The sequence below is a fragment of the Micromonospora marina genome, from assembly GCF_900091565.1.
GTDB classification, from domain to species: domain Bacteria; phylum Actinomycetota; class Actinomycetes; order Mycobacteriales; family Micromonosporaceae; genus Micromonospora; species Micromonospora marina.
This window is the reverse complement of sequence record NZ_FMCV01000001.1, coordinates 1-26,314: the sequence shown is the minus strand read 5'-3', so window position 1 is coordinate 26,314 and position 26,314 is coordinate 1. Positions and strand designations below refer to the sequence as shown.

Sequence of the window (26,314 nt, the reverse complement as noted above, 5' to 3'; positions counted from 1 at the left end):
AACGAGGGGCGCGGCCGTATCGGCCGTGCCCCTCGTCGCGTACCGGTTCGGCGACCGTGAAGTTTTTCTACGGTTAAGCCGGTGGGTATTGAAACTTCTGTTCACCGTCGGGTTGACTGTCGTCCATGCGAACCCGCAGTCGACCCGCCCAGCTCGCCGGCGTCCTGCTGCTGACGCCGTTGCTGACCCTCACCGGGCCGCCGCCGTCCGCCGCCACGGCAGCGCCGCCGGCCGCCACCGCCGCCGAGGACGCGCCACGCGCCTCGTCCCGCCCCGACTCCGCCGTCGCGCTCGCCGGTGTCGAACCGGCCGGCGGCCTGGAAACCGCCAAGACCACCCGGCCGGTCGCGCCCGGCCTCGACCTGACCTCCTTCGACAGGTACGACGCGGCCGGCTGGCTGCGCGCCGACGCCCTCACCGCCGACCTGGCCGGCGGGCTCACAGTGGACTACGTGAACTCCGGCGAGGTCACCAAGGACGAGCCGCTGCGCGCCGCGGTGGACCGGTCCCGTGCCGTCGCGGCGGTGAACGGCGACTTCTTCGACATCAACAACTCCGGCGCCGCCCAGGGCGTCGGCGTCCGCTCCGGCGAGCTGGTGCAGTCGCCGGTCGCCGGGCACCCCAACGCCGTCGGGATCAGCGCCCAGGGCATCGGCCGGATCGTCCAGGTCGGCTTCGAGGGCACCGCGGCGCTGCCCGCCGGGCCGGTGGCGCTCACCCAGTTCAACAACATGGTGCAGCGCGACGGCGTGGGCGTGTTCACGCCGCTCTGGGGGTCGTACACCCGGCAGCGGGCGGTGGAGGGGGCGGCCCGGACGGTCGAGGTGACGCTGACCGGCGGCCGGGTGGCGAGCGTCGCCACCACGGCGGGCGAGGGGCCGATCCCGGCCGGGAGCACCGTGCTGCTCGGCCGCGAGGCCGGTGCCGACGCGCTCGCCGCGCTGCGACCCGGCGACGCGGTGGACCTGACCTGGCGGCCACGGGCCTCCGACGGCGGTGACCTGCGCGCCGCGGTGGGCGGCGGCAACGTCCTGGTCCGCGACGGCGTCGTGCAGAGCATCGCCGACCAGTCGCTCGCTCCGCGTACGGCAGTCGGCTTCTCCGCCGACGGCCGCAAGATGATCATGCTGACGGTGGACGGGCGGCAGGTGGACAGCCGGGGCGTCACGCAGACCGAGATGGGCCGCATGATGGCCGAGCTGGGCGCCGCGAACGCGCTCAACCTCGACGGTGGCGGCTCCTCCACGCTGCTCGCCCGGGAGCCGGGCGCGGCCACGGTCCAGGTGGAGAACAGCCCCTCCGACGGCAGCGAGCGGCCGGTGCCCAACGGGCTCGCCGTCTACGCCCCGAAGGGCAGCGGCCGGCTCACCGGCTACTGGCTGGAGACCGCCAGCGATCCGACCGCCGCACCCGGTGTCGCGCCGGTGCGCGGCGGCCGGCCGGACCGGGTCTTCCCCGGCCTCACCCGCCGGCTCACCGCCGCCGGATACGACGAGACGTACGGCCCGGCCGCCGGCGAGCCGCGCTGGCACGCCACCCACGGCCGGGTCGACGGCGACGGCGTGTTCCGGGCCGTCGTCCCCGGCCGCAGCACGGTCACCGCCGCCCGCGGCCGGGCCCGGGGCACCATCGAGCTGACGGTGCTCGGCCCGCTGGCGCGTATCGACGGCACCGTCGACCGGGTCGGCCTGGACCGGGCCGGTGACAGCGGCCTGTTCGGCGTCGTCGGCTACGACGCCGAGGGCAACACCGCGCCGATCGAGCCGGCCGACCTGAAGCTGGAGTACGACAGCGACCTGCTCGCCGTCACCCCCACCGTCGACGGCAACCTGTCCGTCAAGGCGCTCGCCGCGACCGGCTCGGCGCTGATCACCGCGCGGGTCGGCAACCGCAGCACGGTCCTGCCGGTGACGGTCGGGCTCACCGACGTTCCGGTGGCCGGATTCGACGACGCCGCGTCCTGGCGGTTCAGCCAGGCCCGCGCCTCCGGGTCGGTCGCCCCGGCCGAGGGGCGCACCGGCGGCGGGCTGCGGATGTCGTACGACTTCAGCCAGTCCACCGGCACCCGGGCCGCGTACGCCGACCCGCCCGCCTGGATCGACGTGCCCGGCCAGCCGCAGGCGTTCGGTATGTGGATCAAGGCGAACGGCACCGGTGAGTGGCCCAGCCTGCACCTGCACGACGCGCAGGACACCCAGTTCGTGCTGCGCGGCCCGTACCTGGACTGGACCGGCTGGAAGTACGTCGAGTTCGCCGTGCCGCCGGGCGTGCAGTACCCGGTGCGGGTGCGCCGGTTCTACGTGGCCGAGACCGACCCGGCGGAGCAGTACCGCAGCGAGGTGGTGATCGACGACCTGGTGGCCCGGGTGCCGCCGGACGTGCAGGCGCCGCCGGAGCCAAACCGCACCGACCGGGTGGTGGTGCGAGACGGCACAGTGGACGGGGCACCCTGGCGCTTCGCGGTGCTCTCCGACGCCCAGTTCGTCGCCGCTGATCCGGACAGCGACCTGGTCGCCCAGGCCCGCCGTACGCTGCGCGAGGTCCGCGCCGCCCGGCCGGACTTCTTGATCATCAACGGTGACTTCGTGGACACCGCCTACCCGGCGGACTTCGCGCTGGCCAAGCGCCTCCTGGACGAGGAGCTGGGCGGCGAGGTGCCGTACCACTACGTGCCGGGCAACCACGAGATCATGGGTGCGCCGATCGACAACTTCCGCAGCGTCTTCGGGGACACCTCGCGCGTCTTCGATCACCGGGGCACCCGGTTCCTGACGCTGAGCACCGCCACCGGCTCGCTGCGGGGAGGCGGGTTCGACCAGGTGGAGCTGCTGCGCCGGACGCTCGACGAGGCCGCCGCCGACCGCTCGGTCGGTTCGTTGGCGGTGTTCTTCCACCACCCGCCGCGCGACCCGAGCCCGGCCAGGGCCAGCCAGCTCGGCGACCGTAAGGAGGCGGCACTGGTCGAGCAGTGGCTGGCGGACTTCCAGCACCGCACCGGCAAGGGCGCGCTGATGGTCAACGGCCACGTCGGCACGTTCCACGCCGACCGGGTGGACGGCGTGCCGTACGTGATCAACGGCAACTCGGGCAAGGACCCGTCCACGCCGGCCTCACTCGGCGGGTTCACCGGCTGGACCGAGTTCGGCGTGGACCCGGTGACGCCGGGGGAGGCCGAGCGGGCCCGCCGTGACCCGCTGGCCGAGGGGCCGAAGTGGGTGGCCGCGGAGATGCACGCCCACGTCGACCGGCTCGCCCTGACCGCGCCCGCGCAGGTGCGCCGGGGAGCGCCGGCGGGCGTCACGGCCACGCTGACCCAGCCCAGCGGCCGGCAGGTGCCGGTGGCGGCACCGGTCAGCGCCGACTGGTCCGGCTCGCCGAACCTGCACATCGGCGGTCTGGCGGGCGTACGACCGTGGCACGCCGCCCGGTTCGACCCGGCCACGGGCAAGCTCACCGCGTTGCGCCCCGGCGTGCAGATCCTGCTCACGGTGACCGTGAACGGCGTCAAGGCCGAGGCGACCGTGACCACCGCCGCGGCGGTCCTCGCTCCGGCGGCCTGATCCGGGGCCGGGGCTCCTCATCCTGGGGGAGGAGCCCCGGCCCACCCCAGCGGGCCCGTCACCTCAGCGGGCCGTCCGGCTCAGTCCGGTAAGTCTGACCAGCTCTCATCAGCCCCGAGCGCCCCAGCGGCCCCATCGGGTGTCCCCGGCGTCATCGCCCTCCCGGCTCCCCGCCCGAGTGGAGCGCCATGGGTGTGAAAACGGCCCGATGGCACCCACTGCGTTCCACTCGCCCGCGACCTGGGCACACCCTTCGCCCAGTCGGGCAGAACGTACCGCTCACCTCATGATCGCGCCGAGCGTGAGCCAGCTCCAGGGCCGGGGCCGAAGGAGGGGGTGGGCGTGGGGAGTGGGTGGGGTGGGGGCGGGAATGCTGACGGGTGGGCCGGCGTTGGGGGTGGCGGACCTCCTGTGCCGGGTGGAAGACGCCCGTGGCAGACTGGTCAATCGGCCACCGGTTCCGGTTCACGCCCGAGCCCGTCGTGACGACGGGGCGCACCGACGGCGACCCGGCGACCACCGACGAAAGGACCGAGGCGACATGAAGCCCAACATCCACCCGGAGTACGTGACCACCGAGGTCCGCTGCTCCTGCGGTAACACCTTCGCGACCCGCAGCACCGCCAAGGGCGGCGCCATCAGCGTCGAGACCTGCAGCGCCTGCCACCCGTTCTACACCGGTAAGCAGCGCGTGCTGGACACCGCCGGCCGGGTCGCGAAGTTCCAGCAGAAGTACGCCAAGGTTCAGGCCAAGAAGGCCAAGTAGCTCCGTCGACGACGCCCGTGTCCGGCTTCTGCCGGACGCGGGCGTTCGTCCGTTTGTGCCGGTTCCATCTCCAAGGAGCATCCGCAGCATGAGCAGTGAGCGCCTGGCCGCCCTCCTCGACGAGTACGCCGAGCTGGAGCGGCGGCTGGCCGACCCGGCCATCCACGCCGACCAGGGCACCGCCCGGCGGGTCGGTCGTCGGTACGCCGAACTGGTCCCGCTGCACAAGGCGGCCGGTGAACTGGAGCAGGCCCGCGCCGACCTGGCCGCCGCCCGGGAGCTGGGCGCCGAGGACGCGTCCTTCGCCGCCGAGGCGGACACCATCGCCGACTCCCTGCCGGCGCTGGAGGAGCGGCTCGCGGAGCTACTCATCCCGCGCGACCCGCACGACGCCAAGGACGTGATCGTGGAGATCAAGGCCGGCGAGGGCGGCGAGGAGTCGGCGCTGTTCGCCGGTGACCTGCTGCGGATGTACACCCGGTACGCCGAGCGGCACGGCTGGGTCACCGAGGTGATCGACGCGCAGGACTCCGATCTCGGCGGCGTCAAGGACGTCTCGCTGGCGATCAAGAGCAAGGGCGTGCCGGAGGGCGGCAACGGCGTCTGGTCCCGGCTCAAGTGGGAGGGCGGCGTGCACCGGGTGCAGCGCGTCCCGGTCACCGAGTCGCAGGGCCGGATCCACACCAGCGCCGCCGGTGTGCTGGTGCTGCCCGAGGCGGAGGACGTGGACGTCACCATCGACCCGAACGAGCTGCGCATCGACGTGTTCCGCTCGTCCGGCCCCGGTGGGCAGTCGGTCAACACCACCGACTCGGCGGTACGGATCACCCACGTGCCGACCGGCATCGTGGTCTCCTGCCAGAACGAGAAGTCGCAGTTGCAGAACCGGGAGCAGGCCATGCGTATCCTGCGCGCCCGGCTGCTGGCCGCTGCCCAGGAGCAGGCGGACGCGGCGGCGTCGGACGCCCGCAAGGCGCAGGTCCGTACCGTGGACCGGTCCGAGCGGATCCGCACCTACAACTTCCCGCAGAACCGGATCACCGACCACCGCATCGGTTACACCGCGTACAACCTCGACCTGGCGCTGGCCGGCGAGCTGGACGGGGTGCTCGACGCGCTGGCCGAGGCGGACCGCGCGGCCCGGCTGGCCGGCGAGACCGAGCTGTCCCGCCGCTGACCGCTGAGGTGTTAACAGGGGGCCCCTCCTCTACCGGAGGCGTTAACAGGGGGCCCCTCCTTACCCCTCAACTCGCCCGCAACCGCGCCTTGGCGCGCAGCATCTCCCGGTCGGCCAGCTCGAACGCGGCGCCCAGCGCCTCCCGCACGCTCACAGTGGTGCTGCCGTCGACCTCGGCGAAGCCGATCGTCACCCCGACCGGAGTGCCCGGCACCAGGGACTCCCAGTCCTCGGTGCGGACGGCCGCCCCGATCCGGCGGGCCACCTCGACCGCCTCCGGCATGCCGGTGTCGGGCAGCACCACGACGAACTCGTCGCCGCCGTAGCGGGCCACGAAGTCGCCCCGCCGCATCACCCGGTTGATCACCCCGGCGACCCGTTGCAGCACGAGGTCGCCGGAGTGGTGGCCGTGACGGGTGTTCACCGCCTTGAACCCGTCGAGGTCGCAGACGCCGATCACCACCCGCTCACCCCGGGAAACCACAGCCCCCAGGTAGCGCTCCAACCGGCGCCGGTTGGGCAGGCCGGTGAGCGGATCGGTGAGCGCCTCGCCCTCGTACCGGGCCGCCTCGCGGCGCATCTCCTCGTGGTCGATCCGGGCGGCGATGCCGTCGATGTAGACGTCCCGCAGCCGGTCGCTGCGCCGCGCCGCCAGCCGGAACGCGTGCCGGTCGGCCCGGTGCGCGCCCGCGTGGTCACCGGCGCGCGCCAACGCCACGCTGCGCAGCCGGGGCGCCTCGGCCGCGCCGAGCGTCTCGTCGGACACCCGCAGCGAGTCCAGCCGGGTGACCGCCTCGATCGGCCGGCCGGCGGCCACCGCGAGGCAGACCTGACCGAGCTGGCGCAGGTCGCGGGCACGGGCGCTGTCGCCGCCGTGGCCGAGCAGCCGGTTCGGGTCGGCGTCCCCGGCGGACTCCACCCGGTCGCCGAGCGCGGCCCGCCGGGCGGCGGCGTAGCCGTACGCGGCCAGGCTGCTCGGGCGCAGGTTGCCGGCGCCCCCGCCCCGCAGGAACCGGGCCAGGTCACCGGCGACGTCGCGCAGCACCCGCAGGCAGCCGTCGCTGTCGCCGTGGTGGTCGAGCGCGACCGCGTTGCGCAGCCGGATCCCGGGGGCGGCGAACGTCTCCTCGGGGATGCCGACGCTGAGCCCGACCTCCCGGGCCCGCTCGATCGCGCCGAGCGCGTGGCCGTGGAAGCTCAGGTACGAGTACGCCATCGCCAGGTCGTGCCAGCCCCAGGCGGTGTCCCGGTCGGGGGTGTCGTCGGCACTGAGCGCGCGGGCGGCCCGGACCAGGTGCATCACGCACCTGTCCAGCGCCCCCTGGTGGTGGGCGGCGAGCGCGGCCAGCGCGTTGAGGTGCCCGTGCAGGTAGGGCTCGGTCAGGTCGCGCACGGCGGCGGAGGCGTCCTCGACGGCCCGGGTGAACTCGGCGGTCCGGCCGAGATTGATCAGCGCGGACAGGCGTTGCACGAGCGCGTCGGCGCGGGCGTACGGGTCGTCGGTGGTGCGGATGACACGGTCGAGCAGGGCGCACGCCTCCGCGGACCGGCTGGCCTCCTGGAGCGACCGGGCGCGTCGGAGAGCGTCAACCTGGTCCTCGACCTGGTCGAGCCAGCCCACTCGCGACCTCCCTGCGGTGTGCGTCCGGACGCACCCGCTCGTGAGGTGGGCCGCGACGCCTCATGATTATTGCGTGACCGCACTCCCGCAACACCCGTCCGAAGGGACAGAACGCGAACGTCCCTCGCTGGTGATCGCCCGGACGGCGCGCGCGCTCGCCGCGGCGGGCGTCGAGGCGCCGCGCGCCGAGGCCGAGCAGCTCGCCGCGTACGTCCTGGAAGTGCCGCGTGGCCGGCTGGCGCTCGCCGACGGCTTCACCCCGGCGCAGCGCGACCGTCTGGCCGCGCTCGTCGGGCGGCGGGTGACCCGCGAGCCGTTGCAGCACCTGCTCGGCTCGGCCGGTTTCCGGCATCTGGAGCTGGCCGTCGGGCCGGGTGTGTTCGTGCCCCGGCCGGAGACCGAACTGCTGGCCGGTTGGGGGATCGAGCGGGCCCGGGAGCACGCCGCGCCGCTCGTGGTCGACCTGTGCAGCGGTTCCGGCGCGATCGCCCTCGCGGTGGCGCAGGAGGTGCCCGCGGCCCGGGTGGTGGCGGTGGAGCGGTCCCCGGCCGCGCTGACCTGGCTGCGGCGCAACGCGGCCGGCCGGGCCGCCGCCGGGGACCGGCCGATCGAGGTGGTGGCCGCCGACGTGACCGATCCGGACCTGCTGGCCGACCTGGCCGGACGGGTCGACGTGCTGCTCTGCAACCCGCCGTACGTGCCGAGGTCCGTCACCGTGCCGCCGGAGGTGGCCGGGCACGACCCGGACGAGGCGGTGTTCGGCGGCGCGGACGGACTGGACGTGATCCGGCCGGTGGTCGGCCGGGCCGCCGCGTTGCTGTGTCCGGGCGGCGCGATCGGCATCGAGCACGACGACACGCACGCCGCGACGGTGCCGGCGCTGCTGCGCGGCGACGGTCGCTACGACCGGGTGCAGGCGCACCGGGACCTCGCCGGGCGGCCCCGCTGGGCGAGCGCGTCCCGGCGGGCGGACGGCACCCACGCCGGGCCCGCCCGGGCGTGGCAGACTGACTCCTCGTGATGCTCTACGACTGTCGGTCGCCCGCCGACCGGGACCGCGGCATCGCCGCTGCCATCGAGGCGGTCAAGAACGGTGAACTCGTCGTCCTGCCGACCGACACGGTCTACGGCATCGGGGCGGACGCCTTCACCCCGTACGCGGTGAAGGCCCTGGCGGACACCAAGGGTGGCGCCCGGCAGGCGCCCCCGGTGCTCATCGGTTCCCGGCACACGCTCGACGGCCTGGTCTTCTCGCTGCCCGGCGCGGCCCGTGACCTGGTCGAGGCGTTCTGGCCCGGTGCGCTGACCATCGTGGTGGAGCACTCGCCGAGCCTGGCCTGGGATCTGGGCGACAACCGCGGCACGGTGGCGGTGCGGATGCCGCTGCACCCGGTCGCGCTGGAGGTGCTGCGGGAGACCGGGCCGATGGCCGTCGCCTCGGCCAACAAGATCGGCCAGCCCGCCGCGCTCACCGCCGAGGAGGCGCGCGACCAGCTCGGCTACGGAGTCCGGGCGTACCTGGAGGCCGGGCCGGCGGTCGACCCGGTGCCGAGCACCATCGTCGACCTGACCGGCGACGTGCCGCGGGTGCTGCGCGAGGGCGCGGTGACGCTGGCGAAGCTGCGCGAGGTCGTGCCGGACATGCTCGACGAGCGGGGGGTCTGAGTGCCGCCCTTCACCGTCCTGCACGTCTGCATGGGCAACATCTGCCGGTCGCCGATGGCCGAGCGGCTGCTGCTGCTCGCGGTCCGGGAGCGGCTGGCCCGCCTCGACGTCGACCCGGCCGGGTCGGACGCGCTCGTGCACAGCCACAGCGCCGGCACCGGCGGGTGGCACGCGGGGGAGGAGATGAACCCGCCGGCCGCCCGGCAGGTGATCTCGCGCGGCGGTGACACCGAGGGGTTCGCCGCCCGGCGGCTGCGTTCCGACCTGATCGATGCCGCCGACCTGGTGCTCACCGCCACCGCCGACCAGCAGGAGTACGTGGTGGCGTTGCGGCCCGACGCCGCCGCGCGCACGTTCGTCCTCGGTGAGTTCGGCCGCCTGCTCGGCGGGCTGGACCGGTCCGCACTGCCGGCGGCCGAGCCGACGCCGGACGCCGTGTACGCGCGCGGCGTCGCTCTCGTCGCGGCCGCCGACGCGGCCCGGCAGAACGCCTCCGCGCTGCCCACCGACGACCTGGACGACCCGTGGGGCCGGGGCGACCAGTGCTTCAGCCGGGTCGCCGACGAGATCGAGGAGACGGTGCAGCCGTTGGCTGCCGTCCTGATCCCCTGATCGTGGTTCATCCTTTCTCGCGAACTTCCTGCGCATTTCGCGGAAGGTGGCGGCGAAAGCGGCAGTTCCGGTCATTCTGAACGGGTCCGTACGGCCGGCTCCTGCGGGGAGAGCTGATGAACCGGGCCTATCTCGACAAGATGTTCACCGTTGTGCTCGCCGGCGTGCTCGCCGGACTGGCCCTGGCCGCAGCCGCGCTGCCGGCCGCGCTGGTCTTCGGGCTCGGCGTGAAGAACCTGATGCCCTACACGGTGCTGCCGGAGGCGCTCAAGACGCCGCAGCCGGCGCAGCGCTCCAACCTGTACGCGAACGACGGGCGGACGCTGATCACCTCGTTCTACGTCGAGGACCGGGTGGACGTGCCGGTCGGCGAGGTGGCGCCGGTGATGCGCGACGCCATCGTGGCCGCCGAGGACGTGCGCTTCTACGAGCACCACGGCGTCGACGTGCGCGGCGTGGCGCGGGCGTTCACGGCCAACCGCCGCGAGGGCACCCGCCAGGGCGCGTCCACGCTGACCATGCAGTACGTGCGCAACGCGCTGGCCGGTGATCCCCGGCTGACCGAGGAGCAGCGGGCCGCCGCCACCGAGATCACCGTCGGGCGCAAGATCCGCGAGATGCGGTATGCGCTGACGCTGGAACGGCAGGTCGGCAAGGACGAGATCCTCGGGCGCTACCTGAACATCGCGTACTTCGGCGCCGGGGCGTACGGCATCGCCGCCGCCAGCACGCGTTACTTCTCCACCACGCCGGACCGCCTCACGCTGGCCCAGGCGGCGCTGCTCGCCGGGCTGGTCCGGTCCCCGGCCGACGACCCGATCAACGGCGACGCCGACGCGGCCCGGCAACGGCGGGCGTACGTGCTGGACCGGATGGTGGAGACCGGACGGGCGAGCGCCGCCGACGCCGAGGCGGCGAAGGCCACGGAACTGGCCCTCAAGCCCAACACCACACCGAACGACTGCGCCGCGGTGCCCGCCGACCACAACGACTGGGGCTTCTTCTGCGACTGGTTCACCCAGTGGTGGAACGCCCAGCCGGCGTTCGGCGAGAACGTCGACGAGCGGCAGCGGACGTTGCGCCGTGGCGGTTGGAAGATCGTGTCCTCGCTCGACCCGGACGTGCAGGCCAAGGCGAGCGAGCAGGTACGGGAGATCTACCCGGAGACGATCGCGCGGGCGGCGCCGACCGCCGTGGTGCAACCGGGCACCGGCCGGGTGCTGGCCATGGCGGTCAACCGCACCTACGGCACGGCCGCCAACCCGGCCGGGCAGCAGAACTACCCGAACACGGTCAACCAGCTGGTGGCCGGCGGTGGCGGCATCACCGGCTACCAGGCGGGCTCCACGTTCAAGCTGTTCACGCTGCTGGCCGCGCTGGAGGCCGGGCTGCCGCTGGACACCGAGTTCGACGCCCCGCGCGTCTACGTGACGCAGTACCCGGTCGGCGCCGGCCCGGCGAGCTGCGGTGGCCGGTGGTGCCCGGAGAACGCCAACACCCACTGGATGGACGGCGACCGGGACATGTGGGACGCGTTCGGCCGGTCGGTGAACACGTACTTCGCGTGGTTGACCGAGCGCGTCGGCGCGGACCGGGTGGTCGAGATGGCCCAGCGGCTGGGCATCGTGTTCCGCGCCCCGGCGGACGCCCGGATGGCCCGCGAGGGCGCCGAGAGCTGGGGACCGTTCACGCTCGGCGTCTCCGCCACCACGCCGCTGGACCTGGCCGGCGCGTACGCCGCCGTGGCCGCCGAGGGCACCTGGTGCCGGCCCACGCCGGTCGTCTCGATCATCGACCCGGCCGGCCGGAAGGTGGCCGCCGGCGACACCGACTGCCGGCAGGTGCTCGACACCGAGGTTGCCCGCGCGGCGGCCGACGCCAGCCGCTGCCCGGTCGGCGACCAGTCGATGTACCGGCGTTGCGACGGCGGCACGGCCGAGGAGCTGGCCCCGGGCCTGCGCCGGCCGGTGGCGGGCAAGACCGGAAGCTCGGAGCGGAACGCCACCGAGACGGTCGTCGCGTTCACGCCGCAGCTGTCGGTGGCGACGATCGCCGCGAACCCGGACGACCCCCGGGACGCGGTCGGCGGGGGCGTGCAGAAACGGCAGATCGCCGCCGTGGGCCGCATCCTCGCGTGGTCGCTGCGCGACGAGCCGGTACGCGATTTCGTCCCGCCCGGCCAGGCCGTGGCCTTCCAGCGCACCAGCCCGCGTACCGGCAACTGAGCGTCAGCTCGGCGACCTGCCGTACCGCGCGACCACGGTTCGGACGGCCTCGTCGACGACCGCTGTCGTGCGGTCCGGGGTGACCGTCCAGTCCGGGAGGACCAGGCGCGGCCAGAGCAGGTAGTTGGAGATCATTCCGAGGAACTGCGTGGCGGCCAGCTCCGGGTCGGCGATGTCTGCGGCTCCCGCCTCGTGCTCGGCCACGAGGTAGGCCCGGACGGACTCGAAGTACGGCAGTTTGCCCTGCGCGAAGTGCGCTCGGGCGAGTTCGGGAAAGCGTGGCAGTTCGGCGATCACGATGCGGAACAGGTCGGTCATCTCCGGCCGGCTCACCAGCGTGGCGTAGTCCCGCCCGAGAACCGTCAGGCCGGCCGTCAGGTCACCGGTTGGCGGCACGTCGGCGACGTCGTTGCGGGCCCACGAGTCGACGACGATGGCGTCGAACAGGGCCGCCTTTGTGGGGAACTGCTTGAACAGCGTCGCCTTCGACACGCCGGCGTCGGCAGCGACCCGCGCCAGTGAGGCCCGGTCGTAGCCCAACTCCAGGAAGAGCTCGGTGGCGGCCTGCACGATCAGCGCGCGCTTCTCCTCCGCCACGCGCTGGTGATAGGCCGACGGCGCTGGGGTCATGCGGCAATCATAGCGAGGTGAGTGGGTTGACTCACCACTTGCGGCGGCGTAGTTTCGGAATGGTGAGTCGATCGACTCACCATTCCGTCTCGCGCTTACCGGAGGACCCGATGTCCAGCTTCAGCCAGCAGACCGTTCTCGTCACCGGCGGCGCCGGTGGGCAGGGGGCCAGCCACGTCCGCGCCCTGCACGCCGAAGGCGCCAACGTCGTCATCGGTGGCATCAATGCCGAGCGGGGCGCCGCCCTCGCCGCCGAGCTCGGACACCGGGCTCTCTCCGTCCGCCTGGACGTCTCCCGGGAGGAGTCGTGGGCCGCCGCCGTCGCGGCGACCGAGACGGCATTCGGTGCGCTCACGACCCTGGTCAACAACGCCGGGGTGCAGAACCCGCCGGCCCTCATCGAGTCCACCGACCGGGCCACGTGGGCGCGCATCCTCGACGTCAACCTCACCGGCACGTTCCTGGGTATCAAGGCAGCCGCTCCGGCGCTGCGGCGCGCGGGGGGAGGAACGATAGTCAACATCGGCTCCACCATGGGCATGGGCGGTACCGCCTTCTACGCGCCCTACGTCGCCGGCAAGTGGGCGGTTCGAGGGCTCACCCGCACCGCCGCCCTCGAACTGGGCCGCGACAACATCCGCGTCAACGCGATCCACCCCGGCGTGGTCGACACTGCGTTCATCACCGAGCCGGCGGCCGGCAGTGACGCCCCGATCGCCGACTTCTACTCGCCCGAGCCGTTCGCCGTCCCGCGACTCGGGCAGCCCGCCGACATCACCGCGCTGCTGATGTTCCTTGTGTCGCCGGAGGCGGCCTTCATCACCGGCGCCGGGTACGTCATCGACGGGGGACTGCTCCTCGGCCCGGCACTGCAGAGCGACTCGCCGTCCTAACCGGCCGGGTGTTCGGCGCCCTTGGCGATGTTGCGGGCCATGCCGCCGAAGACGACGGCGTGGAACGGGGCGACCGAGGCCCAGTAGAGGTGGCCGGGCAGCCCCCGCGGGAGGAACACGGCACGCTGCACGTACCTGCTGCCGCCGTTACCGTCGGGCTCGGCGCGCATCTCCAGCCAGGCCCGCCCGGGCAGCCGCATCTCGGCGCGCAGCCGCAGCAGCTCGCCCGGGACGATCTCCTCGACCCGCCAGAAGTCCAGCGCCTCACCGACCTGGAGGCGGTGCGGGTCACGCCGCCCCCGGCGCAGCCCGACGCCGCCGACCAGCCGGTCCATCCAGCCGCGCACCGACCAGGCCAGCGGGAGCGAGTACCAGCCGTGCTCGCCGCCGACGCCCTCGATGACCCGCCACAGCGCCGACGGCGGCGCGTCCACCGTCCGTTCCCGCAGATCGGTGTACGCGGTGCCGCCGGACCAGTGCGGGTCCGACGGCAGCGGCTCGGCGGGCGCGTCCGGCCCGCTCGCGTTCGACCAGCGCGTCTCCACCTGCGCGTCGCGCACCTTGTTCAGTGCCAGCGCGACCGCCTGGTCGAAGCCGATCAGACCGTCCGGGGGGTCCGGCACGTACGCGGCGATGTCGTGCTCGTGTGCCACCGCCTCGTGCACCAGGCTCTCCACCAGCGGCCGGGCGATCGCGTTCGGCACCGGCGTGATCAGGCCGACCCAGTGCGAGGAGAGCGACGGGGTGAGCGGGCGTACCGGCAGGATGACCCGGCGGCGCAGCCCGGCGACCCGGGCGTAGCGCTGCATCATCTGCGCGAAGGTCAGTACGTCCGGACCGCCGATGTCGAAGGCCCGGTTGACGCCGGCCGGCAGGTGCGCGCAGCCGGCCAGGTAGCGCAGCACGTCCCGGACCGCGATCGGCTGGATCCGGTTGCGCACCCAGCGGGGGGTGACCATCGCGGGCAGCCGCTCGGTCAGGTAGCGCAGCATCTCGAACGAGGCCGAACCCGACCCGATGATCACGGCGGCGCGCAGCACCGCCGTCGGCACGCCGCTGTCCAGCAGGATCCGTGCCACCTCCGCCCGGGAGCGCAGGTGCGCCGAGGGCAGGCCGTCGCGTTCCGGCGGCTCCGGCCCGCCGAGATACACGATCCGGCGTACGCCCGCGGCGCGCGCCGCCTCGGCGAAGTTCGCCGCCGCCTCCCGGTCGGCCGCCTCGAAGCCGCGCTGGCCGAGCGAGTGGACCAGGTAGTACGCGACCTCCACGCCCTCGAACGCGGCCGGCAGCGTCTCCGGGCGGCGCAGGTCACCCTCGACGATCTCCGCGTCGGCCGCCCACGGCACGTCCCGCAGCCGCCCGGCGGTGCGGGCCAGGCAGCGTACGGTGTGCCCCTCGGTCAGCAGCCGGGGCGCGAGGCGCCCGCCGATGTAGCCGGTCGCACCGGTGACGAGGCATCTCACGGCATCCAGTGTGCGGCTCCGTAGACTCCTTCGCTGTGGAGAACGCGAGGGACACCTTCTGGGGGCCGGACTTCCAGCAGCTCAGTACCGCCGACCCGGAGATCGCCGAGGTGCTGCTGGGCGAGCTGGACCGGCTGCGCGGCGGCCTGCAACTGATCGCCAGCGAGAACCTCACCTCACCGGCGGTGCTGGCCGCGCTCGGCTCCACGCTCACCAACAAGTACGCCGAGGGCTACCCGGGGCGGCGCTACTACGGCGGCTGCGCCGAGGTGGACCGGGCCGAGATGCTGGCCGTTACCCGGGCGAAGGATCTGTTCGGCGCCGAGCACGCGAACGTCCAGCCGCACTCCGGGGCGAGCGCCAACCTGGCCGCGTACGCGGCCCTGGTGCAGCCGGGCGACACGGTGCTGGCCATGGACCTGCCGCACGGCGGGCACCTGACCCACGGCAGCCGGGTGAACTTCTCCGGCAAGTGGTTCCACCCGGTCGGCTACACGGTCCGGCCGGACACCGAGACGATCGACTACGACGAGGTGCGCGACCTGGCCCGGGCGCACCGGCCCAAGCTGGTCATCTGTGGCGCGACCGCGTACTCCAGGCTCATCGACTTCGCCCGGTTCCGGGAGATCGCCGACGAGGTCGGCGCGTACCTGATGGTGGACGCCGCCCACTTCGTCGGCCTGGTGGCCGGCGGTGCGATCCCGTCCCCGGTGCCGTACGCCGACGTGGTCACCGCGACCACCCACAAGGTGCTGCGCGGTCCGCGCGGCGGCATGATCCTCTGCCGGGAGCCGCTGGCGGCCCGGATCGACAAGGCGGTCTTCCCGTTCACCCAGGGCGGCCCGCTGATGCACGCCGTCGCGGCCAAGGCGGTCGCGCTGCGCGAGGCCGCGCAGCCGGAGTTCCGCACGTACGCCGCCCAGGTGGTCGCGAACGCCCGCGCGCTCGCCGACGGCCTGGCCGCCGACGGCCTGCGGCCGGTCTCCGGCGGCACCGACACCCATCTGGCGCTGCTGGACCTGCGGGAGGCGGGCGTGACCGGCGCTGAGGCCGAGGCCCGCTGCGAGGCCGCCGGCATCACCCTGAACAAGAACGCCATCCCGTACGACCCGCAGCCGCCACTGGTCGCCTCCGGCATCCGGGTGGGCACGCCGAGCGTGACCACCCAGGGCATGCGTGAGGGGGAGATGGGCCGGATCGCGGGGCTGATCGCGCGCGCGGTACGCACCGATCCGGGCGCCCCCGGTGGCGTCGACACGCTGGCCGCAGTTGCCCGTGAGGTCGCCGAGCTGGCCGCCGCCTTCCCGGCGTACCCCCGATGACCGCGCCACGGGCGGGCGAGCTTGGGGCGATCCGGGCCCGGCTGACCCACCTGCGGCTGCCGCTGCTGGCGTGCGCGGCGCTCGCGGTGGTGGGGGTGCCGGTGGCGGCGCTGCTGCGCGGGCCGACCGGTGCGGCCGGGTTCGCGGCCGGCGTGGCGCTGGTGATCGTCAGCTACCTGATCTCCAGCCTCTCGGTGGCCTGGGCGGACGCCGTCCACCCCCGGATGATCATGTCGGTCGGGCTGGTCACCTACGCCACCAAGATCGTGATTCTGGGCGTGGTGATGGCCGCCGTGGCGGCCACCGGCTGGCCCGGTCTGCCGGCCATGGGCGTGGCCATCATCGCGGCCGTCGTGGTGTGGACCGGCGCCCACCTGACCTGGGCGATGAGGTCTCCGCTGCCCACCTTCACGCGTCGCGACGACATCGAGTGACGTCGCCGAATCGTGTCCGGTCCGGCGGGTGCCCTGACGGGCGCGACAGGAGTAACGTGGCGCGAGGTTGACGCGCCCGCAGCACGGCCCGCACGCTGTCCGCAGTGTGGGGGGTGCCGCACATCCCCGCGCGCCCCTGCTGATATTGTTCGCCACGTCATGGCCGATGACCCCCACTCCCACAAGTCCGACGAGCACTCGTCGGACGGCGTGGCGGGCGCCGTCGTGGGTTACCTTCTCGCCGGCATTCTGGTGTGGGGTGGCCTCGGCTGGTTGGCGGAGCGGTTCCTCGGTCTGCCGGCCGGCATCGGGGTCGCCGTCGGCATGATGCTCGGCGCGGCCGGGGCGATCTACCTGATCATGAAGAGGCTCAGTGCCTGAGTTCCGGCACGCGCGGGTCTGTTGAGTGCGGAGGATGACACGGTGAGCGGACAGCTGGTCGTCGCCCAGGACCTTCCCTGGCCCCCCAGCGTCGGGGATTTCTACCCGCCGAACGTGGCCGGCCCCTGGGTCACCAAGTTCAGCATCATGATCTGGATCGCCGTCGCGCTGCTGATCATCTTCTTCGTGGCCGCGTACCGGAAGCCGAAGCTGGTGCCGGGCAAGGGCCAGTGGGCGGCCGAGGCGGTCTACGGGCTGGTCCGGGACAACATCGCCCGGGAGCAGATGGGCAACGCGGGCATCCGCTTCGCGCCCTACCTCACTGTGCTGTTCAGCTTCATCCTGCTGACCAACATCTTCAGCATCGTGCCCGGCCTGCAGATCTCGCCGAACTCGCACATCGCGTTCCCGATCGTGCTCGCCGCCATCTCGTACGTCATGTACAACTACGTCGGCGTCCGCAAGCACGGCCTCGGCAAGTACCTCAAGCAGAGCCTCATCCTGCCCGGCGTGCCGTGGCCGATGCACTTCCTGCTGATTCCGATCGAGTTCCTGCAGAACTTCGTCGTCCGGCCGGTCACCCTGGCACTGCGGCTCTTCGCCAACATGTTCGCCGGCCACCTGCTCCTGCTGGTCTTCACCGTCGGCGGCTTCGTGATGCTCGGGTCGAGCAGCATCTTCGTCCAGGTCACCTCGGTCTTCTCCTTCGCGATGGCGATCGTGATGGCCTTCTTCGAGGCACTGGTGGCGGTGCTGCAGGCATACGTCTTCGTCACGCTGAGCGCCAACTACATCGGCACGTCGCTGGCCGACGAGCACTGAGATCCGGCTCGGCGGGCAACCGGCCCGGCCAAGCATCTGGTACCGACCGCGTACACGTGAGCCCTCACGTGTGAACTAGGAGGAATACCCGCAATGAACGTTCTTGCCGAGATCGGTGGCAACGTCAACACCATCGGCTACGGCCTCGCCGCCATCGGCCCCGGTATCGGTGTGGCTCTGGTCTTCGCGGCCTACATCCAGTCGAGCGCCCGCCAGCCCGAGTCGGCCGGCTACAACCGCACCTGGCTGGTGCTGGGCTTCGCCCTGGTCGAGGCGCTGGCGCTGTTCGGCCTGGTGCTCGCCTTCGCCGTTAGCTGACGCGAGCTCTCCCGATCCGGAGGTCTGACATGTATCTCGCCGCCGAAGGCGCGCACAATCCGATCCTGCCCATCTGGCAGGAGATGGTCGTCGGAACGATCTCCTTCGCCCTGCTCGTCTTCGTCCTGCTGAAGTTCGTCATGCCCCGCATGGAGGCGATGTACCAGGCGCGGGTCGACGCGATCGAGGGTGGCATCAAGCGCGCCGAGGCGGCCCAGGCCGAGGCGAACCAGCTGCTCGAGCAGTACCGGGCCCAGCTCGCGGAGGCGCGTACCGACGCCGCCAAGATCCGCGACGACGCGCGGGCCGACGCCGACGGCATCCGCCAGGACATCCTCGCCAAGGCGCGCGAGGAGTCCGACCGGATCATCGCCGCCGGCAAGGAGCAGCTCGCCGCCGAGCGGGCCACCATCGTGCGCGAGCTGCGCACCGAGGTGGGAACCATCGCGGTGGACCTGGCCAGCAAGATCGTCGGTGAGTCGCTCGCCGACGAGGCGCGTCGCAAGGGCACCGTCGACCGGTTCCTGAGCGATCTCGAGAGCACGGGGGCCCGCTGATGCAGGCCGCCAGCCGGGAGTCGTACCGGGCCGGGGCCGAGCGCCTCGACGCGTACGTCCGCGGCGCGGAGCCGTCGGCGGTGGCCTCCACCGCCGACGACATCCTCTCCGTCGCCGCCCTGCTGCGGCGCGAGCCGCGGCTGCGCCGGGCGCTCTCCGACCCGGCCCGGGCCGGTGCCGATCGTGCCGGCCTGCTCGGCGACATGCTGGGCGGGCGGATCGGCGCGGAAGCGCTCGACCTGCTCACGTCGATGGTGTCCGGCCGTTGGTCGGTTCCGTCCGAGCTGCTCGACGGCGTCGAGCGCCTCGGCGTGGAGGCGCTGCTCGCCAGCGCCGACCTGGCCGGTGACCTGGGCGAGGTCGAGGACGAGCTGTTCCGCTTCGGGCAGGTCGTCTCCGGCTCCGCCGAGCTGTCCAACACGCTCTCCGACCCGATGGCCCCGGTGCAGCGGCGGGCCGAACTGGCCCAGCAGCTGCTCGCCGGCAAGGCCCAGCCGGTCACCATCCGCCTCGTCGAGACCGCGCTCGCCGGTTTCGGGGGACGCTCCTTCACCGGTGCGCTCACCCGGCTGGTCGAGCTGGCCGCCGACCGGCGGGACCGTCAGGTCGCGTACGTGACCGTGGCGGCCCCGCTGACCGAGGAGGAGGAGCGACGCCTCGGTGTCCGCCTCTCCCAGATGTACGGTCGGGAGGTGTCCGTCAAGCAGACGGTCGACCCCGACGTGCTCGGCGGAGTGCGCGTACGAGTCGGATCCGACCTGTACGACGGGACCGTCCTGCGCCGCCTCAACGAGACCCGCAACGCGCTCGCCAAGCGCTGAGCCCTGATTCGTCGCCATCGGACCGGTCGGTACCAGGTATCCCGGGCCCTGAGATACTTAAGGAAGCAGAGGATGGCCGAGCTGACCATCTCGACGGAGGAGATCCGCGGCGCCCTGGAGCGCTACGTCTCCTCCTACACGGCCGACGTCTCCCGCGAGGAGGTCGGCACCGTCGCCGACGCCGGTGACGGCATCGCCCACGTCGAGGGTCTCCCCTCGACCATGACCAACGAACTCCTGGAGTTCGAGGACGGCACGCTCGGCGTGGCGCTGAACCTCGACGTCCGGGAGATCGGTGTCGTCGTCCTCGGTGACTTCGGCGGGATCGAAGAGGGGCAGCGCGTCAAGCGCACCGGCCGGGTGCTCTCGGTGCCGGTCGGCGACGCGTTCCTCGGCCGCGTGGTCAACGCGCTCGGCGAGCCGATCGACGGCCTGGGCGACATCGCCAACGAGGGCTTCCGCGAGCTGGAGCTCCAGGCTCCGAACGTGATGTCCCGCAAGTCGGTCGACGAGCCGCTGCAGACCGGCATCAAGGCCGTCGACGCGATGACCCCGATCGGCCGCGGCCAGCGCCAGCTGATCATCGGTGACCGCAAGACCGGCAAGACCACCGTCGCTCTGGACACGATCCTCAACCAGCGCGAGAACTGGCGCTCCGGCGACCCGAAGAAGCAGGTCCGCTGCATCTACGTCGCCATCGGCCAGAAGGCCTCCACCATCGCCTCCATCAAGGGGACGCTGGAGGAGGCGGGCGCGATGGAGTACACCACCATCGTCGCCTCCCCGGCCTCCGACCCGGCCGGCTTCAAGTACCTGGCGCCCTACACCGGCTCGTCCATCGGGCAGCACTGGATGTACGGCGGCAAGCACGTCCTGATCGTCTTCGACGACCTGAGCAAGCAGGCCGAGGCGTACCGCGCCGTGTCGCTGCTGCTGCGCCGCCCGCCGGGCCGTGAGGCCTACCCGGGTGACGTCTTCTACCTGCACTCGCGTCTGCTGGAGCGCTGCGCGAAGCTCTCCGACGAGCTGGGTGGCGGCTCGATGACCGGTCTGCCGATCATCGAGACCAAGGCGAACGACATCTCGGCGTTCATCCCGACCAACGTCATCTCCATCACCGACGGCCAGATCTTCCTCGAGACCGACCTGTTCAACCAGGGCGTGCGGCCGGCCATCAACGTCGGCACCTCGGTCTCCCGAGTCGGTGGCGCCGCCCAGGTGAAGCCGATGAAGAAGGTCGCCGGCTCGCTGCGGCTCAACCTGGCCCAGTACCGCGAGCTGGAGGCGTTCGCCGCCTTCGCCTCCGACCTGGACCGGGCCTCCCGGGCCCAGCTGGACCGCGGTTCCCGCCTGGTCGAGCTGCTCAAGCAGCCGAACTACTCGCCGTACCCGGTGCAGGAGCAGGTCGTCTCCGTCTGGGCCGGCACCGAGGGCAAGCTGGACGACGTCCCGGTCGGCGAGGTCCGCCGTTTCGAGTCGGAGTTCCTCCAGTACCTCCGGCACAAGCACGAGGGCATCCTCGCCGCGATCGCGGACAACAAGTGGGGCGACGACATCATCGCCTCGCTCGACTCGGCGATCGGCGAGTTCAAGCACCTCTTCCTGGGCAAGGAGGACGAGGTCCGGATCAACGAGGCGCCGGCCAAGCCGCTGGAGGGTGAGCAGTCCCGCGAGACGGTGACCCGCCTGCGCGACGGCGCCGACCGCCCGGACGAGAGCTGATCCGATGGCCGCCCAGGTACGCGTTCTCCGGCAGCGGATCCGTTCCGCCAAGGGGATGAAGAAGATCACCAAGGCGATGGAGCTCGTCGCGACGAGCCGCATCGCCAAGGCCCAGGCCAAGGTGGCGGCCTCGCTGCCGTACGCCGAGGCGATCACCGGCGTGCTGACGGCGCTGGCCTCGAACGCGCGGATCGACCACCCGCTGCTCACCCCGCGCGAGCGGGTGCGGCGGGCGGGCGTCCTGCTGGTCACGGCCGACCGAGGGCTGGCCGGTGGGTACAGCTCGAACGCGATCCGGACCGCCGAGTCGCTGATCGCCCGGCTGCGCGCCGACGGCAAGGAGCCGGTGCTCTACGTCATCGGCCGCAAGGGCGTGGCGTACTACCGGTTCCGCAGCCGGCAGATCGCCGGTAGCTGGACGGGCTTCTCGGAGCAGCCGACGTTCGCCGACGCCCGCGAGGTCGGTGACACGCTGATCAAGGCGTTCACCGCCGGCGCGGACGACACCGACGGTGACGCCGGTGCCGACGGGATCCTCGGCGTGGACGAGCTGCACATCGTCTACACCGAGTTCAAGTCCCTGATGACGCAGAACCCGGTGACCCGGATCATCGGCCCGATGCAGGTCGAGGACCGGCCGCGGACCGAGGGCGCACTTCCGGCGTACGAGTTCGAGCCGGAGCCGGAGTCGCTGCTCGACGCCCTGCTGCCGAAGTACATCAACACGCGGATCTTCGCGGCGTTGCTGGAGTCGGCGGCGAGCGAGTCGGCCGCCCGCCGGCGGGCGATGAAGAGCGCCACCGACAACGCCGAAGAGATGATCGAGAAGTACACGCGCGAGATGAACTCGGCCCGTCAGGCCGGGATCACCCAGGAGATCAGTGAGATCGTCGGCGGCGCGAACGCGCTGGCCGCGTCGGGAAGTGAAGTGTGATGACTGTTACCGCAGTTGAGACCAAGACGGCCACGGGTCGCGTGGTCCGGGTCATCGGCCCGGTCGTCGACGCCGAGTTCCCGCGCGACGCCATGCCGGAGCTGTTCAACGCCCTGCACGTCGACGTGACTCTCTCCGGCGGTGAGAAGACGCTGACCCTGGAGGTCGCCCAGCACCTGGGTGACAACCTGGTCCGCGCCATCTCGATGCAGCCGACCGACGGCCTGGTGCGCGGCACCGAGGTGCGCGACACCGGTGCGCCGATCAGCGTGCCGGTGGGCGACGCGGTCAAGGGCCACGTGTTCAACGCGATCGGCGAGTGCCTCAACCTCACCGAGGGCGAGACCATCGACGCCGACGACCGGTGGGGCATCCACCGCAAGGCCCCGGCCTTCGCGGACCTGGAGCCGAAGACCGAGATGCTGGAGACCGGCATCAAGGTCATCGACCTGCTCGCCCCGTACGTCAAGGGCGGCAAGATCGGCCTGTTCGGCGGTGCCGGCGTGGGCAAGACGGTGCTCATCCAGGAGATGATCACCCGGGTGGCCCGGAACTTCGGTGGTACCTCGGTCTTCGCCGGCGTGGGTGAGCGCACCCGCGAGGGCAACGACCTCATCGCCGAGATGACCGAGTCGGGCGTCATCGACAAGACCGCGCTGGTCTACGGCCAGATGGACGAGCCGCCGGGCACCCGCCTGCGGGTCGCGCTGTCCGCGCTGACCATGGCGGAGTACTTCCGCGACGTGAAGAAGCAGGAGGTGCTGCTCTTCATCGACAACATCTTCCGCTTCACCCAGGCCGGTTCCGAGGTGTCCACGCTGCTCGGCCGCATGCCGAGCGCCGTGGGTTACCAGCCGACCCTGGCCGACGAGATGGGCGAGCTGCAGGAGCGGATCACCTCCGTCCGTGGCCAGGCCATCACCTCGATGCAGGCGATCTACGTGCCCGCCGACGACTACACCGACCCGGCGCCGGCCACCACGTTCGCCCACCTCGACGCGACCACCAACCTGGAGCGGTCGATCTCCGACAAGGGCATCTACCCGGCCGTGGACCCGCTGGCGTCCTCGTCCCGGATCCTCGCCCCGGAGTTCGTCGGCGAGGAGCACTTCGCCGTCGCCACCGAGGTGAAGCGGATCCTGCAGCGCTACAAGGACCTGCAGGACATCATCGCCATCCTCGGCATCGAGGAGCTCTCCGAGGAGGACAAGCTCACCGTCGGCCGTGCCCGCCGGATCGAGCGGTTCCTCTCGCAGAACACGTACGCGGCCGAGCAGTTCACCGGCGTCCCCGGCTCGACGGTCCCGATCGACGAGACCATCGACGCCTTCCGCCGGATCAGCGAGGGGGAGTTCGACCACTTCCCGGAGCAGGCGTTCTTCATGTGCGGCGGCCTGGAGGACCTCAAGGCCAAGGCCAAGGAGCTGATGGGCGAGGAGGGCTGAGAGCCCGCTCACACACACGGGGGGCCGTCCCGGCGAAAGCCGGGGCGGCCTTCGCCTGTCCGGGGCACTGCACTATCAGATGCCCGGTTCGCCGGCAAGCGGGTCGCCGGATCCCGCGGTACCGTTCGTGACACGACTTCACATCCCGGCCGTTGATCTCTGCAACCAGACGGACCCCGCGCCCGTATCCCTACCGTGGGCGCGACGATTGGAGATGCTCGTGGGCGGTAAGGGCGGCGCGGATCGCGGAAAGCGGTCCATCTGGCGCGGCGTGCCCCGGTGGGCCCGGGTCTGCACGATCCTGGGCATCGTCATGGTGGTGCTCAGCGGTTCCGTGCTGGTCGGCTCCCGCGTCCTGGTCGCCCGTTACGAGGGGTCGATCGGCAAGGCGGACCTCTTCGGTGACCAGGCCGCCGGCGCCAACGAGAAGAAGAGCGACATCAAGGGCCCGCTCAACATCCTGCTGGTCGGCGTGGACCCGCGTACGTCGACGGCCCGGCCACTGGCCGACTCGATCATGGTGCTGCACGTGCCCGCCAGCATGGACCGGGGCTATCTCTTCTCGCTCCCGCGCGACCTGCGGGTGGACATCCCGGCCTTCCCCAAGGCCGACTACCCGGGTGCCAACGACCGGCTCAACGCGGCCATGGCGCACGGCAGCAACGTCCCGGGGCAGAACCCCAGCACCGCACAGGGCTTCGAGCTGCTCGCCATGACCGTGCAGGAGGTCACCGGCATCGAGCGCTTCGACGCCGGCGCGATCATCAACTTCAGCGGCTTCAAGAAGATCGTCGACGCCATGGGCGGCGTCGACATGTACATCGAGCGCGAGGTGCGGTCCGAACACCTCCAGCCGGACGGCACGCCCCGCCAGCTCAGGCCCGGTGGCGGCGGTTATCTCGGGCCCCAGGCGGTGTACGAGAAGGGCAACGCCCACCTCGAGGGCTGGCAGGCACTCGACTACGTCCGGCAGCGCTACCCGAAGAACGGCGTGCCGGACGGCGACTACGGCCGGCAGCGGCACCAGCAGCAGTTCGTCAAGGCGATGGCGAGCCAGGCGTTCAGCGCCGACGTGGTGACCAACCCGGTCAAGCTGGATCGGGTCCTGCGCGCGGCCGGCAAGTCGCTGGTCTTCAACGGGCGCGGCAACAGCGTGGTGGACTTCGGGCTGGCGCTGAAGGACATCCGTCCCGACGCGATCGAGACGATCAAGCTACCGGGTGGGGGGATCGGCACCGGCAGCAACTACCGGGGCGAGCAACTGCTCGAACCGGCCGAGGACTTCTTCACCGCGCTGCATGCCGAACAGCTCGACGCCTTCCTGCTGGAGCACCCCGACTTCATCCAGAAGGCCAAGTAGCCTGAGCGGGTGCGGGGCCGTGGTGGCCCGGCTCTCACCACCCGCGTTGGGTGGGCCGCGGGGCCGCGACTAGACTTTCGGCAACCCCGCCGCCGCAGCAAGGAGACAGCGTGGCACAGCAGCTTCACGTCGAGCTCGTAGCCGTCGAGGAGAAGGTCTGGACCGGCGAGGCCGAGATGGTCGTCGCGCGGACGACCGAGGGTGAGCTCGGTGTGCTGCCGGGGCACGCACCGCTGCTCGGCCAGCTCGCGGAGCCCAGCCAGGTACGCATCAAGCAGGCCGGTGGCCAGCAGGTCGCATTCGACGTACCCGGCGGCTTCCTGTCGGTGACCGCCGAGGGCGTCACGGTGCTCGCCGAGAGCGCAACCCCCGCCACCCCGGCCCGCTGAGCCGACCCGCCGATGGAGATCGTCGAAGGGTTCGGAATCGGCGTCGCGGTAGTCGTCGTCGCCATTCTGATCCTCTTCATCCGGCGGGCCCTGTTCACGCGTAGCGGTGGCATCATCCGGCTGAGCGTCCGGGTCAACACGATCCTCGACGGTCGCGGCTGGTCACCCGGGTTCGGTCGCTTCGTCGGCGACGAGCTCCGCTGGTATCGCATGTTCAGCTTCGCGCTGCGCCCCAAGCGAATCCTCTCGCGCAAGGGGCTGGCGGTCGAGCGTCGCCGGCTGCCCGAGGGCCAGGAGCGCATGTCCATGCCGGCCGAGTGGGTCATCCTTCGCTGTACCAGCCACCACGCGCCGATCGAGATCGCCATGGCGCGATCCACGGTCACCGGATTCCTGTCCTGGCTCGAGGCCGCCCCTCCGGGGGCGGTCTCGCCGCGTCTGGCGCCCCAGGACTGGCCCGCCGCCTGAGTCGCGCCCCGCACTCCCGCCCTACCCGTCGGTCGCGAGAGCCCCTGCTCGTGCCGATCTTGGAGTTGTGGCGCCCACGATGCCGGGTTCGCGGCGTCCGCGAGGCACCACAACTCCAAGATCGCGGACTTCCCGAGGTCCTCGTCAGCCCCGACCGGGAACCGTCCATGATCCCGCCGGTGACGCGCGATCTTGCAATTGGGTGCCCCGCATGGCGGTGTTTGGTGTCCGTTTTGTCGCCGTCAACCTCATGATCGACGCCTTGAGGGGTGCCCGGGAGGGCCCCTCTGGCAGGTGATCAAAGGCTTGTGTCCTCGTCGGCGCCGGGAACTGCCGCAACCCGGGGGCCGGTCGGGGGTCGGGTGTAAGGGCTTGTGGGCGCGGGTGTCGGGTTCGGGGTGGTGGGCGGCACCCCGGGGGGTGGAATCGCTGGCGGGTGGGTGGCGTTGTAACCGGGTGAACGACCGAGCACCCGCGGCGCCCCCAAGCGGGCGGCATCCGGGAGGCCCCGGGAATCATCCCGGTCGGCTGGTCGTTGAACACGGTTCCGACGACGTGAACCGCGCCGCCCCTACCGTGGCGCGAGCCGGCCCGGGAATGATGCCGGGTGGCGGGTCGTTGGACATGCTTCCGGCGCCGCGATGTGGCACCCCCTGCCCCGCGTGCGGCCGGATCCCCTCGAAGACTTTCTTGAGCGCACCCGCGCCGACCCCCGTCGGTACGGGCGTC

General features: G+C 72.1%; 24 protein-coding genes. 21 read left to right on the top strand and 3 right to left on the bottom strand.

Annotation, left to right across the window (positions count from 1 at the left end; genetic code table 11):
• The first annotated feature begins 125 nt into the window (after positions 1 to 125).
• The 3 genes from GA0070215_RS29445 (at position 126) to prfA (ending at position 5,503) form a co-directional block, all read left to right on the top strand.
• On the top strand, positions 126 to 3,560 hold the full coding sequence (locus tag GA0070215_RS29445; RefSeq protein ID WP_091040774.1) for a phosphodiester glycosidase family protein: 3,435 nt from the start codon (positions 126 to 128) through the stop codon (positions 3,558 to 3,560).
• Positions 3,561 to 4,101: 541 nt separating this feature from the next.
• Complete coding sequence (rpmE, locus tag GA0070215_RS00115; protein ID WP_018784854.1) at positions 4,102 to 4,326, top strand: 50S ribosomal protein L31; 225 nt, start codon at positions 4,102 to 4,104, stop codon at positions 4,324 to 4,326.
• A gap of 88 nt (positions 4,327 to 4,414) precedes the next feature.
• Positions 4,415 to 5,503 carry a peptide chain release factor 1 gene (gene prfA, locus GA0070215_RS00110; RefSeq protein ID WP_091040771.1) on the top strand — a complete coding sequence of 363 codons (1,089 nt, stop codon included), beginning with the start codon at positions 4,415 to 4,417 and terminating at the stop codon, positions 5,501 to 5,503.
• Positions 5,504 to 5,570: 67 nt separating this feature from the next.
• Here prfA and GA0070215_RS00105 read toward each other — a convergent pair whose 3' ends face one another.
• Positions 5,571 to 7,124 carry a GGDEF domain-containing protein gene (locus GA0070215_RS00105; RefSeq protein ID WP_091040769.1) on the bottom strand — a complete coding sequence of 518 codons (1,554 nt, stop codon included), beginning with the start codon at positions 7,122 to 7,124 and terminating at the stop codon, positions 5,571 to 5,573.
• Positions 7,125 to 7,254: 130 nt separating this feature from the next.
• Between GA0070215_RS00105 and prmC the strand changes: the two genes are divergently transcribed.
• From prmC to GA0070215_RS00085, 4 genes are all read left to right on the top strand, one after another.
• Positions 7,255 to 8,145: a peptide chain release factor N(5)-glutamine methyltransferase gene (prmC, locus tag GA0070215_RS00100; protein ID WP_091040766.1), complete on the top strand. Its 891-nt coding sequence runs from the start codon at positions 7,255 to 7,257 to the stop codon at positions 8,143 to 8,145.
• On the top strand, positions 8,145 to 8,789 hold the full coding sequence (locus GA0070215_RS00095) for an L-threonylcarbamoyladenylate synthase (RefSeq protein WP_018789151.1): 645 nt from the start codon (positions 8,145 to 8,147) through the stop codon (positions 8,787 to 8,789). Before prmC ends, GA0070215_RS00095 begins: the two co-directional genes overlap by 1 nt.
• Positions 8,790 to 9,401, top strand: coding sequence for an arsenate reductase/protein-tyrosine-phosphatase family protein (locus tag GA0070215_RS00090; protein ID WP_018789150.1), 612 nt, complete (start codon positions 8,790 to 8,792; stop codon positions 9,399 to 9,401). It abuts the gene before it with no gap.
• 116 nt (positions 9,402 to 9,517) lie between these two features.
• Complete coding sequence (locus GA0070215_RS00085) at positions 9,518 to 11,626, top strand: transglycosylase domain-containing protein (RefSeq protein WP_018789149.1); 2,109 nt, start codon at positions 9,518 to 9,520, stop codon at positions 11,624 to 11,626.
• 3 nt (positions 11,627 to 11,629) lie between these two features.
• On the opposite strand, the gene GA0070215_RS00080 is transcribed toward GA0070215_RS00085, so the two are convergent.
• A complete protein-coding gene (locus GA0070215_RS00080; RefSeq protein WP_026268777.1) occupies positions 11,630 to 12,256 on the bottom strand; it encodes a TetR/AcrR family transcriptional regulator in 627 nt (208 codons plus the stop codon).
• Positions 12,257 to 12,366: 110 nt separating this feature from the next.
• Here GA0070215_RS00080 and GA0070215_RS00075 point away from each other — a divergent pair, with 110 nt between their 5' ends.
• On the top strand, positions 12,367 to 13,149 hold the full coding sequence (locus tag GA0070215_RS00075; protein WP_091040764.1) for an SDR family NAD(P)-dependent oxidoreductase: 783 nt from the start codon (positions 12,367 to 12,369) through the stop codon (positions 13,147 to 13,149).
• On the opposite strand, the gene GA0070215_RS00070 is transcribed toward GA0070215_RS00075, so the two are convergent.
• On the bottom strand, positions 13,146 to 14,612 hold the full coding sequence (locus GA0070215_RS00070; protein ID WP_018789146.1) for an SDR family oxidoreductase: 1,467 nt from the start codon (positions 14,610 to 14,612) through the stop codon (positions 13,146 to 13,148). The two genes, GA0070215_RS00075 and GA0070215_RS00070, sit on opposite strands and share 4 nt — an antisense overlap.
• A 35-nt stretch (positions 14,613 to 14,647) precedes the next feature.
• Between GA0070215_RS00070 and GA0070215_RS00065 the strand changes: the two genes are divergently transcribed.
• From GA0070215_RS00065 to GA0070215_RS00005, 13 genes are all read left to right on the top strand, one after another.
• Positions 14,648 to 15,934: a serine hydroxymethyltransferase gene (locus tag GA0070215_RS00065; RefSeq protein ID WP_208600254.1), complete on the top strand. Its 1,287-nt coding sequence runs from the start codon at positions 14,648 to 14,650 to the stop codon at positions 15,932 to 15,934.
• Positions 15,931 to 16,368 carry a Cg1360 family ATP-synthase-associated protein gene (locus GA0070215_RS00060; protein ID WP_091040760.1) on the top strand — a complete coding sequence of 146 codons (438 nt, stop codon included), beginning with the start codon at positions 15,931 to 15,933 and terminating at the stop codon, positions 16,366 to 16,368. Before GA0070215_RS00065 ends, GA0070215_RS00060 begins: the two co-directional genes overlap by 4 nt.
• A gap of 159 nt (positions 16,369 to 16,527) precedes the next feature.
• A complete protein-coding gene (locus GA0070215_RS00055) occupies positions 16,528 to 16,749 on the top strand; it encodes a hypothetical protein (RefSeq protein ID WP_018789143.1) in 222 nt (73 codons plus the stop codon).
• A gap of 42 nt (positions 16,750 to 16,791) precedes the next feature.
• Positions 16,792 to 17,571, top strand: a complete 780-nt coding sequence (gene atpB / locus GA0070215_RS00050; RefSeq protein ID WP_091040757.1) for a F0F1 ATP synthase subunit A — start codon at positions 16,792 to 16,794, stop codon at positions 17,569 to 17,571.
• A gap of 93 nt (positions 17,572 to 17,664) precedes the next feature.
• Entirely contained in the window at positions 17,665 to 17,889 is a 225-nt protein-coding gene (atpE, locus tag GA0070215_RS00045) for an ATP synthase F0 subunit C (protein WP_018789141.1), read from the top strand.
• A gap of 29 nt (positions 17,890 to 17,918) precedes the next feature.
• Positions 17,919 to 18,446, top strand: coding sequence for a F0F1 ATP synthase subunit B (locus GA0070215_RS00040; RefSeq protein ID WP_018789140.1), 528 nt, complete (start codon positions 17,919 to 17,921; stop codon positions 18,444 to 18,446).
• Complete coding sequence (locus GA0070215_RS00035) at positions 18,446 to 19,267, top strand: F0F1 ATP synthase subunit delta (protein ID WP_091040755.1); 822 nt, start codon at positions 18,446 to 18,448, stop codon at positions 19,265 to 19,267. Before GA0070215_RS00040 ends, GA0070215_RS00035 begins: the two co-directional genes overlap by 1 nt.
• Positions 19,268 to 19,339: 72 nt before the next feature.
• Entirely contained in the window at positions 19,340 to 20,989 is a 1,650-nt protein-coding gene (gene atpA, locus GA0070215_RS00030) for a F0F1 ATP synthase subunit alpha (protein WP_018789138.1), read from the top strand.
• A gap of 4 nt (positions 20,990 to 20,993) precedes the next feature.
• The gene (locus GA0070215_RS00025; protein ID WP_018789137.1) at positions 20,994 to 21,923 is read left to right on the top strand and encodes a F0F1 ATP synthase subunit gamma; all 930 of its coding nucleotides are present in this window, start codon (positions 20,994 to 20,996) and stop codon (positions 21,921 to 21,923) included.
• Positions 21,923 to 23,368, top strand: coding sequence for a F0F1 ATP synthase subunit beta (atpD, locus tag GA0070215_RS00020; protein WP_026268776.1), 1,446 nt, complete (start codon positions 21,923 to 21,925; stop codon positions 23,366 to 23,368). The genes GA0070215_RS00025 and atpD overlap by 1 nt, the downstream gene beginning before the upstream one ends.
• A gap of 214 nt (positions 23,369 to 23,582) precedes the next feature.
• Entirely contained in the window at positions 23,583 to 24,728 is a 1,146-nt protein-coding gene (locus GA0070215_RS00015) for an LCP family protein (RefSeq protein WP_091040753.1), read from the top strand.
• 110 nt (positions 24,729 to 24,838) lie between these two features.
• Positions 24,839 to 25,117 carry a F0F1 ATP synthase subunit epsilon gene (locus tag GA0070215_RS00010; RefSeq protein WP_018789134.1) on the top strand — a complete coding sequence of 93 codons (279 nt, stop codon included), beginning with the start codon at positions 24,839 to 24,841 and terminating at the stop codon, positions 25,115 to 25,117.
• A 12-nt stretch (positions 25,118 to 25,129) separates the two neighbouring features.
• The gene (locus GA0070215_RS00005; RefSeq protein ID WP_018789133.1) at positions 25,130 to 25,585 is read left to right on the top strand and encodes a DUF2550 domain-containing protein; all 456 of its coding nucleotides are present in this window, start codon (positions 25,130 to 25,132) and stop codon (positions 25,583 to 25,585) included.
• Positions 25,586 to 26,314: the final 729 nt, after the last annotated feature.